Source organism: Rhizobium sp. Root482 (genome assembly GCF_001426565.1).
Classification (GTDB): Bacteria; Pseudomonadota; Alphaproteobacteria; order Rhizobiales; family Rhizobiaceae; genus Pararhizobium.
Window position 1 is genome coordinate 191,515 of record NZ_LMFA01000022.1, and the last position, 14,580, is coordinate 206,094.

Annotated in this window: 5 protein-coding genes; 3 read left to right on the forward strand and 2 right to left on the reverse strand. The window is 62.8% G+C overall.

The window, feature by feature from the left end:
- Positions 1-3 precede the first annotated feature (3 nt).
- Positions 4-1,404, reverse strand: coding sequence for a VOC family protein (locus tag ASD31_RS17000; protein WP_156392716.1), 1,401 nt, complete (start codon positions 1,402-1,404; stop codon positions 4-6).
- 113 nt (positions 1,405-1,517) lie between these two features.
- Here ASD31_RS17000 and ASD31_RS17005 point away from each other — a divergent pair, with 113 nt between their 5' ends.
- The 3 genes from ASD31_RS17005 (at position 1,518) to ASD31_RS17015 (ending at position 12,662) form a co-directional block, all read left to right on the forward strand.
- Positions 1,518-2,411: a LysR family transcriptional regulator gene (locus ASD31_RS17005; RefSeq protein WP_056336333.1), complete on the forward strand. Its 894-nt coding sequence runs from the start codon at positions 1,518-1,520 to the stop codon at positions 2,409-2,411.
- A gap of 460 nt (positions 2,412-2,871) precedes the next feature.
- Positions 2,872-11,373, forward strand: coding sequence for a GH36-type glycosyl hydrolase domain-containing protein (locus ASD31_RS17010; RefSeq protein WP_244483877.1), 8,502 nt, complete (start codon positions 2,872-2,874; stop codon positions 11,371-11,373).
- 128 nt (positions 11,374-11,501) lie between these two features.
- Positions 11,502-12,662 (forward strand): OpgC family protein, encoded by a 1,161-nt coding sequence (locus ASD31_RS17015; protein WP_056336339.1) that lies wholly within the window; start codon positions 11,502-11,504, stop codon positions 12,660-12,662.
- A 55-nt stretch (positions 12,663-12,717) separates the two neighbouring features.
- Here the strand turns inward: ASD31_RS17015 and ASD31_RS17020 are convergent, their stop codons facing one another.
- Complete coding sequence (locus ASD31_RS17020; protein WP_056336342.1) at positions 12,718-14,475, reverse strand: glucan ABC transporter ATP-binding protein/ permease; 1,758 nt, start codon at positions 14,473-14,475, stop codon at positions 12,718-12,720.
- Positions 14,476-14,580 lie beyond the last annotated feature (105 nt).

Below are 14,580 nucleotides of genomic sequence, written 5' to 3' on the forward strand. Positions count from 1 at the left end.
GCCTTACTCCGCTGCTTCGGCGATGGAAAGAAGCTGGCGGCATTCGTCGATGGATGCCTGTTCGATACCGGCATAGTGGTCGAATTCGTTCAGCACTGGGGCACCGAGATCCTGCTCGAAGCGCTTCTGGTTCGGACTTGCCACGAATTCCTGGGCGGCATCGTCGCCGAGATTGGACTGGAAAATGCCAGCGGCGCTGACCGGCAGGAAATCCTCGTAAACGATCGGATCGAACCGGACGAGACCGGCGGCGATCAGCTCGTCGATGGAGCCCGGATCGGAGACCCGGCTACGGCGGCCCTTTTCGGTCAGCGAAAAGGCGAAATAGCCGAGGCCGGCGGCGCGGATATCGGACCATTCGTCCGGGAAATCCTCGAACGCGCCGGCAAGCGCTTTTTCGTATTCCGCGGCGTTCGAGCCGTCGGCGGCGGGCCGGATGACCTTGCGCGAGGCGGCCAGCAGTTCATCGTAAAGCGCGCGGCCCTTCGGGGTCAGCGCCACGCCGCGCTGCTCGATCTCGCCGAAGCGGGCGGTGTGCGAGCCTTGCTGCCAGCTGCCGTCTTCAGTCTGGAAAGAGACCGGCTCATCGAGCGCCTTGAACGAGGTCTGGCGCAGGAGGATGGCGCATTTGCGGGTCGGCGGGCCTTCGACCACGGCCTTGGGCGCGATGTCGTAATCCGGCATGCGGGCCTGCACGGCGTCGATATCGAGCGTGCGCGGCGTCAGATGGTTGATATGCGGCCCCTTGAACGACACGACGTCGGCGATCAGGCGATGCGCGTCATGCAGGCGGTGGTACATGTCGGAGCTGACATTGGCCTTGTCGTGCCAGCGGAAGGCTTCCAGTGCCTCGGCTACGAAACGCGCGGCATCAGCCTTGTCGAGGCCGCCCTGCTGTTCGGCCTTTTCCGTCAGCGTCACCGCGCCGGGCGTAAAGATCCGGCGGGCATCGAGGATGGCCTGTGCCTCCTTGCGCAGAACCTCGTCGGCGATCAGGTCGAGCCGCAGAAGCGAGGTGAAGACCCGGAAGGGGTTTTTCTTGAGATTGGCATCGCCGACCGGGCGAAAGGCGGTGGAATGAACCGGCACGCCGGCGGTGCTGAGATCGTAATAGCCGACCGGATACATGCCCATGACGGCAAAGACGCGGCGCATCATCGAAAGCTCGGCGGGCGTGCCGAGCCGGATCGCGCCATGGCGCTCCTGCGAAATCCGCTCCAGCGAATCGGTGTCTTCCAGGCGTGCCCGCAGCGCCGGGTCGGCGGCCAGCGTCTCGGCGTTCACCTTTTCCACCAATTGCATCAACGTGCCATAGGCCGGAACCTCGTCGCGATACATGGCCGACATCGCGGCGGAAAAGGCCGAGCGGATATAGTCGGTGGAAACGAAACTATTCTCTTTCACGAAAGCGCGCCTCGCAGTATGGATCAGGTAGGTGATCATTCTCATTTCGTATCATATAGAGATCGAGCGGGCATGGATTGCGACAGTTGTGACTATGATCATGCGAGGCTGGAATGAAGTTGAGCAGAAGGCTGGTCCCGGACGTCACCACGCTGCAGGCGTTCGAATGTGCTGCGCGCCATGGCAGCTTCACGCAGGCCGCGGCGGAGCTCAACCTGACCCAGAGCGCCGTCAGCAGGCAGATCAAGGATCTCGAAAGCCAGATCGGCGTGCTCCTGTTTGAGCGCGTGCGCCAGAGGGTCATCCTGTCGGATGCGGGCCAGAAATTCCTGCCCGAGGTGCGCCGGCTGCTCACCCAGTCGGAAGAGCTGATGGTGCGCGCCATGGCCTCGGCGCGCTCGGAATCGACACTCTCCGTCGCCTCGCTGCCGACCTTCGGCAGCCGCTGGCTGATGCCGCGCCTGCCGGAATTCCTCAAGGAGCATCCCGGCACAGTGGTCAATATCGCCTCGCGCTCGCAACCCTTCGATTTCGAGGAGCAGAATTTCGACCTTGCCATCCATTATGGCCAGCCGGTCTGGGCGCATGCGACCTGCAGCTATCTCTGCAGCGAAATCATCGTGCCCGTCGCCAGCCCGCAATTGCTGGCGCTCAATCCGATGGAAGAGCCGGGGGAACTGGAGGACCAGCCGCTGCTGCATCTCGCCACCCGGCCGAAAATGTGGGCACAATGGTTCGAAAACAACGGTGGCGAGATGAAGTCCGCCTATCGCGGCAATCGCTTCGACCAGTTTTCCATGGTCATCGAGGCGGCGATCGCCGGCCTCGGCTTTGCGCTGGTGCCGCGCTATCTGATCGAGCAGGAACTGGCCACCGACCGCCTGCGCGTCGTCTTCGACCGGCCGATGCAGACGGAAAACAATTATTATCTGGTCGTGCCTGAAGGGAAGCTTGAAAACCCGGTAAGCCAGGCTTTTCGCGTCTGGATCACCGCCCGCGTCGGCTGATGTTCGATCCGACGCGGCCTGCGATGGGAACCTTTCCCACGCTAGCGCGTTCCGGGCTGGATGAACAAAACTCATGAACCAGTTTTGGGCGGCGCGGTGATATTTGTCGTAAACGGGACCCGCCCTGCAGGTACCTGCGCTCAAGCCGTGCCAATTGCGCCCCAGGGCAGGCGCCGCATCTTGCAACATATTGGCTCTGTGGCTAAAAAATGCCAATTTCCTGTATCACTTAGCCCTTACAACGAAACGACCGCCACCCTCCTATCGCCTGCTTCATTTTCCGTCGCCTTCAAAGATGATGGTTTCCCGCTTGCGAGAGACCTGACGGCTGGCGACAGACCGCAGGCGAGAGTTTAGGATCGTGGTCGCGCCGAGCCAATCATCAGGGCAGCAGCCCATCCGGTATGACGACGACACCGACCGGACCCCTCAACATCGCCTGGACCCAGAACCCATAAACATGCCCCCTCACAAGCCGCAGACCACGCCTTCGCGCGAAGCCGAAATCAAGCCGATCGATTACAATGATTCGATCCGCTCGACCTATTTCACCATCGACGAGCTTCACGCCTGCGGCGCCGCGCTTGCCCGGGAGGGGGCCAAGAGCCTGCCGGGGTTCTTCCCCTTCGATTTCCGCGCCCGGCACCGTGAAAATGAAAACGAGATTTTCCGGGTCTACAGGGTCACGGCGGGGGATGTCGAAGCCGGCGCGACGATAACGCCCGCCGCGGAATGGCTGCTCGACAATCATTATCTTGTCGAGGAAGCCATTCAGGAGGTCCGGCGCGATTTCCCGCGCAAGTTTTATCGCCAGTTGCCGACCATCGATGTCGGCGGCGTCACGATCCCGCGCACTCTGGCGCTCGCCTGGCTCTATGTCTCCCATACCCACAGCACGGTCTCGCGCGAAAGCCTGACCGCCATGGTCGAGGGCTTCCAGGAAAACGAGACGCTGAAGATCGGCGAACTCTGGGCGCTGCCTTCCATCGTCCGTTTCGTGCTGATCGAGAATCTGCGCCGCATTGCCATCCGGGTCGATCGTTCCCGCAATATGCGCAGGAAGGCCAATGATGTCGCCGACCAGATCGTCCGGCTGGGCGAGCCCGAGAAATTCCAGTCGATCCTGTCAGAGGCCGAGCCGCTCAGCGCCGACAATACCTTCGTCGCACAGCTTCTCTATCGCCTGAGAGACGGTTCCCAGACATCGGGTCACGTCATCAACTGGATCGAGGAGCGGCTCGAGCGGCGCGGCAGCAATGTCGAGGAGGCTCTGGTCGCCGAGCAGAACCGGCTGTCGTCCGGCAATGTGACGATGAGCAACATCGTTCGCGGCCTGCGCGAAATCGACGACAATGACTGGGCCGTCTGGTTCGAAAGTGTCAGCAAGGTCGATAGCGAGCTTCGCGACGGATCGGACTACGAGGCTCTCGATTTCGGTTCGCGCAACAAGTACCGCAGCGCCATCGAGCGCCTTGCCCGGCGCTCCGGCAGCGAGGAAGTCGAGGTCACGCGGATCGCGCTCGATCTCGTCAGGGAGCAGATCGGTGCCGAGGCGGATGACGGCAAGGCCTATCACGAGCCCAATGTCGGCGCGTTTCTCGTCGGCAAGCGACGCCGGGTGCTGGAAGCGAAGATCGGCTACCGGCCCTCGGTGGTGCAGGCCATCATCCGCGCCGGGCGCAAGCTGGACTGGCTGGCGATCGCCGGCCCGAATATCGTGCTGACCGCGCTCGCCATGATCGCTGTCTATTTCTTCGTCAGTCCGATGGATATTCCGACGGGCGCCCTTTTGATCATGCTGGTGCTGTTTGCGCTGCCGGCCTCGGAGGGGGCCGCCGGCCTGTTCAATACGCTGGTCACCCTGTTCGTCCCGCCGTCCCGGCTGGTCGGATATGAATTCCTCAATGGTATCCCGCAGGATGCCCGCACGCTGGTCGTCGTGCCCTGTCTGATCTCCAAGCGCGATCATGTCGATGAGCTGGTCCGCAATCTCGAGGTCCATTATCTCGCCAATCCGAAGGGCGAAATCTATTTCGCGCTTGTAAGCGACTGGGCGGACAACCAGGAAGAGGAAACCGCCACCGATCTCGACGTGCTCGATTATGCCAAGGGCGAGATCGCCACCCTGAGCGCGCGCTACGCCCATGACGGGCGCACCCGCTTCTATCTGCTGCATCGGCGCCGGCTGTTCAACGAGGCGGAAGGCGCCTGGATGGGATGGGAACGCAAGCGCGGCAAGCTGCATGAACTGAACCTGCTTTTGCGCGGCGACAGCGACACGACCTTCCTGCCCGGCGCCAACACGGTGCCGCAGGATGTGCAATATGTCATGACGCTCGATTCCGACACGCGCCTGATGCGCGATGCGGTGACGAAGCTGGTCGGCAAGCTCTACCATCCGATCAACCGCCCGGTCGTTGATCCCGTTACCCAGAAGGTGGTCGCCGGCTACGGCATCCTGCAGCCGCGCGTTACCTCCTCGCTCACCACGGGCAGCGAGGCCTCGGCCTTCCAGCGCATATTTTCGGTCAATCGTGGTATCGACCCCTATGTCTTCACCGTTTCCGACGTTTACCAAGACATTGCCGGCGAGGGCACCTTCACCGGCAAGGGGCTCTATCATGTCGATGCCTTCGAGGCGGCGCTGAAGGGCAAGATCGAGGAAAATTCTATCCTCAGCCATGACCTGTTGGAAGGTTCGCTCGCCCGTTGCGCGCTCGTCAGCGATGTCGAACTGGTCGAGGATTTCCCGATCCGCTACGAGGTCGAGACGTCGCGCCAGCATCGCTGGGCGCGGGGCGACTGGCAATTGCTGCCCTATATGTTCAATCCAGCAAACGGGCTTGGCATGCTCGGCCGCTGGAAGATGTACGACAATCTGCGGCGCTCGCTGATCCCCTGCGCCTGGCTCGTCGCCTCCGTCATGGGCTGGTACTACATGCAGCCGACGCAGGCGCTGATCTGGCAGTTCGTATTGATCTTCAGCCTTTTCGTCGCCCCCACTTTGTCGCTCATTTCCGGCCTGATGCCGCGCCGCAACGACATTGTCGCGCGTGCTCATGTCCATGCCGTGCTTTCCGAAATCCAGGCTGCCAATGCCCAGGTCGCGCTGCGCATCGTCTTCATCGCCCATTCGGCGGCGATGATGGCCGATGCGATCGTGCGCTCGCTCTACCGCACCTTCGTCAGCGGCAAGCTGATGCTGGAATGGCGCACGGCGGCGCAGGTCCAGAATGCGGCGGGCGGAACCGTGCTCGACTATTACCGCTCGATGTGGACCGCGCCGGCGCTGGCGATCGTCTCACTGGCGCTGGCCGCCGTGTCGGATACCGGCCTTCCCTTCATCGGCATTCCCTTTGCCCTCCTCTGGATCTTGTCGCCGGCGATCGCCTGGTTCGTCAGCCAGTCGGCTGAAACGGAGGACCAGCTGGTCGTTCCGCAGGAGGTGGTTGACGAGTTGCGCAAGATCGCCCGGCGGACCTGGCTCTATTTCGAACAGTTCGTCACCGCCGAGCAGAATTTCCTGCCGCCCGACAATTTCCAGGAAATCCCGCATCCGGTGCTGGCCGAACGCACCTCGCCAACCAATATCGGCGTCTATCTCCTGTCGGTCATGTCGGCGCGCGATTTCGGCTGGATTGGTTTCGAGGAGGCGATCAGGCGGCTGGAGGAGACCGTCGCGACGATCGACCGGATGCCGAAATATCGCGGCCATCTCTACAACTGGTACAAGACCGATACGCTGGAAACGATGGAGCCGAAATATATCTCGGCCGTCGACAGCGGCAATCTCGCCGGCCACCTCATCGCGGTCTCGTCCATGTGCCGGGAATGGGCCGAGGCGCCCTCGGCGCAATTGCAGGGCAATCTCGACGGCATCGGCGATGTCGCCTCCATCCTTTCCGAAGTGCTGGCGCAACTGCCGGACGACCGCAAGACCGTGCGGCCGCTGCGCCGCTTGATGGAAGAGCGTATCGCCGGCTTCCACAGCGGTCTGCAGACCGTCAAGCGCGAGCAGGAATTCGCCTCCATCCGGGTGATCAACCTGGCGGTGCTCGCCCGCGACATCCACAAGCTCACGCTTAATCTCGACCATGAGGTGAAAAGCGCCGAGAGCGGCGAAGTGACGAAATGGGCGACGCTTCTGGTCAACACCTGCGAGGCCCATATTTCGGACGGCGTTTTCGACCTGCGCGCCATCGAGACGCTTCGCCAGCGCCTCATCGTCCTTCGCGACAGGACGCGCGACATCGCCTTCACGATGGATTTCAGCTTCCTCTTCCGGCCCGAGCGGCGGCTCCTGTCGATCGGCTTCCGCGTCAATGCCAATGAGCTGGACGAAGCCTGCTACGATCTCCTGGCCTCCGAAGCGCGTCTCACCAGCCTGTTTGCCATCGCCAAGGGCGACCTGCCGACGGAGCATTGGTACAAGCTCGGCCGACCGATCGTTCCGATCGGTTCGCGGGGGGCGCTCGTCTCCTGGTCGGGGTCGATGTTCGAATATCTCATGCCGCCGCTGGTCATGCAGGAGCGTCAGGGCGGCATCCTCAACCAGACGAACAATCTGATCGTCAGGGAGCAGATGAACCACGGCCGCCGTCTTGGCACGCCCTGGGGTATTTCCGAGGCAGCCTTCAACGCCCGGGATCACGAACTGACCTATCAGTACACCAATTTCGGTGTGCCGACGCTCGGGCTGAAGCGTGGCCTTGGCCAGAATGCCGTCATCGCGCCCTATGCCTCGATCCTTGCCAGCATGTACGATCCGAAGGCCGCCCTTGCCAATCTGGAGCGGCTGCGCGGCCTCGGCGCGCTCGGCGCCTACGGCTTCCACGACGCCGTCGATTTCACGCCGACCCGCGTGCCGGAGGGCAAGACCTGCGCGGTGGTGCGCAACTATTATGCCCACCATCACGGCATGTCGATCGCCGCTGTTGCCAATGTCGTCTTCAACGGGCGCCTGCGCGAGTGGTTCCATGCCGATCCGGTCATCGAGGCGGCCGAACTGCTGCTGCAGGAAAAGGCGCCGCGCGACATTCCGATCATCAATGCCAAGCGCGAGCCGGAAACGCTCAATCGCGGCCAGGAAGACCTGCTGCGCCCGGAAATCCGCACCTTCACCAATCCGCTCGCCAAGCCACGCGAAACCGTCTTCCTGTCCAACGGTCATTACTCGGTGATGCTGACGGCGACCGGCGCCGGATATTCACGCTGGAACGGCCAAACCGTGGCGCGGTGGAAGGCCGATCCGAGCGAGGACCGCACCGGTACCTTCATCTTCCTGCGCGATACCGCGAGTGGCGAATGGTGGTCGGCGACCGCCGAGCCGCGCCGGGCCAGGGGCGAGAAGACCATGACCCGCTTCGGCGACGACAAGGCGGAGTTCATCAAAACGGTCGGTGACCTGATGAGTGAGGTCGAGTGCATCGTCGCCACCGAGCACGACGCCGAAGGCCGGCGGGTGATCCTCCTCAATACCGGCACGGAGGACCGTTTCATCGAGGTCACCTCCTATGCCGAGCCGGTGCTGACCACCGACGATACCGACAGCGCCCATCCGCTGTTTGCCAAGATGTTCCTGCGCACCGAGATCGACCCGAGAGGCGACGTCATCCGGGTGACGCGCAACAAGCGCAGCCCCGGCGAACCGGACATGCAGGTGGCGCATCTGGTTGCTGACAATGCCGGCAGCACCCGCCACACCGAGGCCGAAACCGACAGGCGCCGCTTCATCGGCGTCGGCCGCACGCTGGCCGAGGCGCAGGCCTTCGACCCGGAAGCCAGTCTTTCCGGCACGGATGGCTATACGCTCGATCCGATCGTTTCGCTGCGCCGCGTCGTGCGGGTGCCGGCCGGCAAGAAGGTCAGCGTGATCTTCTGGACCATCGCCGCCCCGGATCGCGAGGCGATCGACCGGGCGATCGATCGTTACCGCCATCCCGACAGTTTCAACCATGAATTGATCCATGCCTGGACCCGCTCCCAGGTGCAGATGCGTCATGTCGGCGTCACCTCGCAGGAGGCGGCAAGCTTCCAGATGCTGGGCCGCTACCTGACCTATCCGGACATGCAGTTGCGCGCCGATGCGGCCACCGTCCAGGCCGGACTCGCACCCCAGTCTTCCCTCTGGCCGCTGGCGATTTCCGGCGATTTCCCGATCTTCGCCGTCCGCATCAACGACGATGTCGATCTCGGCATTGCCCGCGAGGCGCTGAAGGCGCAGGAATATCTGCGCGCGCGCGGTGTCACCGCCGATCTCGTCATCGTCAATGAGCGTGCCTCCTCCTATGCGCAGGACATGCAGCACACGCTCGATGCGATGTGCGAGAATCTGCGCCTGCGCGGCCTGGCGGATGGTCCGCGCCAGCACATCTTTTCCGTCCGTCGCGATATCATCGAACCGGAGACCTGGTCGGCGCTGCTTGCCGCGTCGCGGGCCGTTTTCCACGCTCGCAACGGCAAGATCTCCGACCAGATTTCGCGCGCCGAAGCCCTGTCTTCGAAACCCGTGGCGAAAGGCGAGAAGAAGGATGTGCCGCTGCTTGCGGTTGCGGCCGTCGATTCCGACCTGCCGGCCGCCGAGATCAATGGAGACGATCTCGACCACTTCAACGGCTATGGCGGATTTTCCGCGGATGGCCGCGAATATGTCGTACGCCTGCGCGGCGGCGAAGCGACGCCGCAGCCCTGGATCAACGTCATTGCCAACGAGGCGTTCGGCTTCCACGTGGCGGCCGAAGGCGCCGCTTTCACCTGGGCGCGTAATTCGCGCGATTACCAGCTGACGCCCTGGACCAATGATCCGGTCATCAACCGGCCGGGCGAGGCGATCTTCCTCCGCGACATGGACAGCGGCGCGGTGCTCTCGCCCTATGCAGCCCTGTCGCGCAGCCGGTCGGTCCAGTTCGAAACCCGCCACGGGCTTGGCTATTCCATCTTCAGGAGCACGCAGGATGGGATGGAGATCGAGGTCGCCCAGGCCGTGCACCGCGAGGCGCCGGTCAAATATCTGCGGCTCCGGCTGAAAAATCTCAGTGGCGAGACGCGACGCCTGAAGGCCTATGCCTATGCCGAATGGGTGCTGGGCAACAATCGCGCCAAGACCGCTCCCTTCGTTCTTTCGCATCGCGACGAGGCGAGCGGCGCCCTTCTCGCCACCAATCCCTACAGCACCGATTATTCCGGCCGCACGGCCTTCCTGGCGGCAAGCGAAATGCCCTCGGGCTTCACGACCAGCCGGCGGGAGTTCCTCGGCCGCGGCGGCAGCCTCTATGCGCCGCAGGCGGTCATCGATGGCACGGCGCTCTCCGGCGCGATCGAAGCCGACGGCGATCCCTGCGCCGCGCTGGCGCTCGATATCGAGCTGAAACCCGGCGAAAGCCGCGAACTGACCTTCTATATGGGCGATGCCGACACCGGCGAACAGGCGCTCGTGCACCTGGAAACCGCCGGCAAGAGCAGTTTTGACGCGGTGCTCGACGCGTCCAGGAGCTTCTGGCAGGATTTCACCGGCATTCTCCAGGTCGAAACGCCCGACAAGGCCTTCGATCACATGGTCAATGCCTGGCTGCCCTATCAGAGCCTTGGCTGCCGGATCATGGCGCGGTCGGCCTTCTACCAGGCCAGCGGCGCCTTCGGTTTCCGCGACCAGTTGCAGGATACGCTCGCCTTCATCCTGCACCGTCCCGAACTTGCCCGGGCGCAGATCCTCAACGCGGCCGCCCGCCAGTTTGTCGAAGGCGATGTCCTTCACTGGTGGTTGCCGGGCAATGGCTCGGGCGTGCGCACGCTGATTTCGGACGATGTCGTCTGGCTCGGCCATGCGGCACAGCATTATTGCGCGGTCACCGGCACGAGCGATATTCTCGATGAGCAGATCGCCTTCATCGAAGGACCGGCCCTTGAGCCGGAGCAGCACGACAATTTCTTCCAGCCGACGGTGTCCGAGCGAAAGGCAAGCCTTTACGAACATTGCGCGCTGGCGCTCGATCTTGCCGTCGCCCGCAAGGGCGAGAACGGCCTGCCGCTGATCCTCGGCGGCGACTGGAACGACGGCATGAACCGTGTCGGCATCGAAGGTCGCGGCACGAGCGTCTGGCTCGGCTGGTTCCTGGCGACAACACTGAAATCCTTCATCGAGATCGCTGCAAAGCGTGGCGACGAGGCGCGGGTTTCCGCCTGGCAGGCACATCTGGCCATTCTTGAAAAAGCATTGGAGACGGCCGGTTGGGATGGCGGCCATTATCGCCGCGGCTATTACGACGATGGAACGCCGCTCGGATCGGCCGACAGCAACGAATGCCGGATCGATTCCATTGCCCAGTCCTGGAGCGTGCTCTCCGGAGAGGGCGACGCGGATCGGTCGAAGCAGGCGATGGACGCGGTCATGTCGCAACTGGCCGACGACGATCACCACATCATCCGGCTGTTCACGCCGCCGCTGTCGGGAACCGATCAGGATCCGGGTTACATCAAGGCCTATCCGCCGGGGGTTCGCGAAAACGGCGGGCAATATACCCATGCGGCCACCTGGGTCGTCCTGGCATTGGCAGCCCAGAACCGCACGGAAGATGCCTGGCGGGCCTTCGAGATGCTCAACCCGGTCAATCATGCGAGAGACCGTGAAAGCGCCGATCATTACCGGGTCGAGCCCTATGTGGTCGCCGCCGATATCTATGGCGACGGTGCACTGGCCGGTCGCGGCGGCTGGACATGGTATACGGGCTCGGCCGCCTGGCTCTATCGCGCTGCGGTCGAAGGCATTCTCGGCCTTCGCAAGCAGGGTGACAGGCTGGTCATCCAGCCGGTCATCCCGAAGAGCTGGAACGGTTTTTCCGCGACAGTGACCCTGGACGGCAAGGCGCACCGGATTTCCGTGACGAAAAATGCGCAAAGCGGAGAATTGATCGTCAGCGTCAATGATACTGTCACAGAAAACGCGCATGAAGGCGTTTTGTTGTAGCCGCCGGCGCGTCGCGAAGGGATGAAAACCGGCTTTGCTCCACAAGGGGCAAGGCCGGTTTCCTTTTGGCGACGGGGCGGAGACATCGCGTCGATGGGGCAGGGGCCTGAACCCGACGAGACTTCCGAATGCTGCAAAAACCGAACGATCTTCCACCCGCCGATAGATACGCACCTGCTATCGTGCCTCCACCAACCACCCGCGACACGCGTCTCGACGTCTATCGCGCGCTTTGCCTGCTGATGATTTTCATCAACCATGTGCCGGGGCAATATCTCGAGGCTCTGACCACGAAGAACTACGGGTTTTCGGATTCCGCCGAGGCCTTCGTGCTGATCTCCGGCCTGTCGGCCGGTCTTGCCTATGGGCGCAGGTTCCAGCCCGGCAATCGCCTCGCCGTCGCCATGAAGGTCTGGCGCCGGGCCTTCACCCTCTATGTCGCGCATATCATGACCAGCATGGTGACGCTCGCCATCTTCGCCGGCGGTGCGCTCTATTTCGCGAGACCGGATCTCATCAGCGAGATCAATATCCGGCCGCTGGTCGATCATACCGAGCAGGGTTTCGTCGCCATGGTGCTGCTCGGGCACCAGCTCGGCTACAACAATATCCTTTCCATGTATGCCGTGGTCTTCCTGTTCCTGCCGGCCATGCTGTGGCTGCAGGCGCGCAGCCCTTCCTTGCTTCTGTTTTTCTCCGTCCTTGTCTGGCTGGCGGCCGGCGTCTTCACGATCGTGCCGTTCAATTTCCTCGATGAGGGCTACTGGTTCCTCAATCCCTGGTCATGGCAGTTCCTGTTCGTGATCGGCCTCGTCTGCATGATGCGCTCGCGGTCAGGCAAGCCTCTGCCCCGGCATCCGGTATTGATCGCGATCTCTGCCGGCTATCTCGTTCTGTCTTTCCTCTGGGTGGTCCTGTCCTGGTGGAGCATCGATATTTCCTTCGGGCTGCCGGCCGTTCTCACCGGGTTCGACAAGACCTTTCTGTCGCTGTCCCGGCTGCTGCACGTGCTTTCGCTCGGCTATCTGCTGGCGGTCGTTCCGGTGTTCAGCCGGCTGGCGCGGCTGCGCCTCGATCATCCCCTCGTGCTGATCGGGCGTCACTCCCTTCCGGTCTTCATCTTCGGGACGATCCTGGCCATGGCCGGTCAGGTGCTGCTGTTCGTCACCGGTCGCGATCCGCTCTGGGGGGCGCTCTTCGTCGCCGGCGGCATAGGCCTGCATTTCGTCTATGCCTTCTACCTGAACTGGCTCGGCGAGCTTTACGGAGCCGCTCACGCGCGGGCGTAAACGAAAAAAGGCCTCGCGCACGGCGAGGCCTTCTGAACGTTCGGTCCTGGCTCGGTCAGGCGGCGGCGCGGCTCTTGCGGACATCCTCGTCCGTCAGGATGCCGCTTGCCCGCAGCAGGGAGGCGAAGCGTCCATTGCTCTGGCTGAGCTCCTGGAAGCCGCCCATTTCGACGACCTGGCCCTGATCCATGAAGATCACCAGATCGGCCTCGCGCACCGTCGAAAGCCGGTGGGCGATGATGAAGGTCGTGCGGTCGCGGCGCAGATTGTCGATCGCCGCCTTGACGCGGTTCTCGGTCTCCACGTCGAGCGCGCTGGTCGCCTCGTCGAGCACCAGGATCGGCGCATTCTTCAGGATCGCCCTCGCAATGGCGATACGCTGGCGCTCGCCGCCGGACAGCCGGTTGCCGCGCTCACCGACGCGCGTGTCGTAGCCGCCCTGGCGGCTCTCGATGAAATCGGCGGCGGCGGCGGCCTCTGCCGCTTCCATAACCTCGACGAGGGAGGCATCGTCGCGACCAAGGCGGATATTCTCGCTGATCGACCGGTTGAGCAGGCCCGCGTCCTGGAACACGGTGGCGATCGACCGGCGCAGCGACTTGCGGGTGACGGTGGAAATATCGACGCCGTCGATCAGGATCTTGCCGGCCGCCGGCTCGTGGACGCGCTGCAGCAGATTGACCAGCGTCGTCTTGCCGGCGCCTGTGGGGCCGACGATGGCGATCGTCTGTCCGGCCTTGGCGGTGAACGACACGTCGCTCAGGCCCTGGTTCGAATTGGCGAAGTTGAACGAAACATCGCGGAATTCGACCTCGCCCCGCACATGGGAAAGCTCGCCGGCATCGGCCGGTTCCTCACGCTCGCAGACCGAATCCTCGAGCGCAAAGAAGTCTTCCAGCTTGGCGCGGGCTTCGAAAATCTGCGTCACGAAGGCCTTCATCTGGTCGAGGCGGCCGATCAGCAGGCCGGCAAAGCCGATAAAGGCAATGACGTCGCCGATGCCCAGCTCGCCCTTCTGGACGAGAAAGGTACCGATCACCAGGATGGCCATCATCGAGATGGTCGAGGCCATGCGGTTGAGCGCGCTGGCCAGCGCCCACCAGTCGAGAACCGGCAGCTGGGCGGAGATCAGCTTCTGGGTAAAATTCTTCAGCTCGCGGGTTTCAGCCTCGATGCGGTTGTAGCTGTGCACCACCGAAACATTGCTGATCGAATCCGAAACATGGGAAAACACCGTGTGGTAATGATCCTCGACCGAGGCCTGGCCGGCCTTGGTGCGGGCCATCACCAGCTTGCCGATGACGACATAGAGCACACCGAGGACCACGAGGACCAGCGACAGGCGCACATCCATGGCAAAGGCGGTGGGAACGAGAAGGGTCAGCGCCACGGCGGTGGCCAGATGCTGGCGCATGAATTCGAGCCAGAGACCGAACAGCGTCTCGCAGGCGCGCAGAAGCGTATGCAGCGCATTGGAGGTGCCGCGCTGGCTATGCCAGGAAAGCGGCATCGAAATGATGCGACCGAAGGCTTCTGTGATCAGCGTGGAGCGGCGCGTATGGGCAAGCCGGTCAGCCTCGCGGGCCACCAGGACGAAGGCGATCGTGTTGAAGACGCCGAGGCCGGCCCACATCAGGAGCATCGGCGTGACCGACTGCTTGTCCGAGATCGCACCGATGATACGGCCAAAGAGAATAGGCTCGGCAATCGTTATGGCCGCCAGGACAATGTTGGCGAGCACAATGGCCGAGACGCGGAACTTATGAACGGCAAGATACTGGAGTGCTCTTGCATAAACCTGGAACAATGACACTGTCTTATCCCTCATGGGCAGATGTTTGCGGTGCAACGAAAAGCAAAACTGTCATTGGCATCGCGTTATAAGTGGCTTGGAAGGAAAAAGTTTCGTACCGGGCAG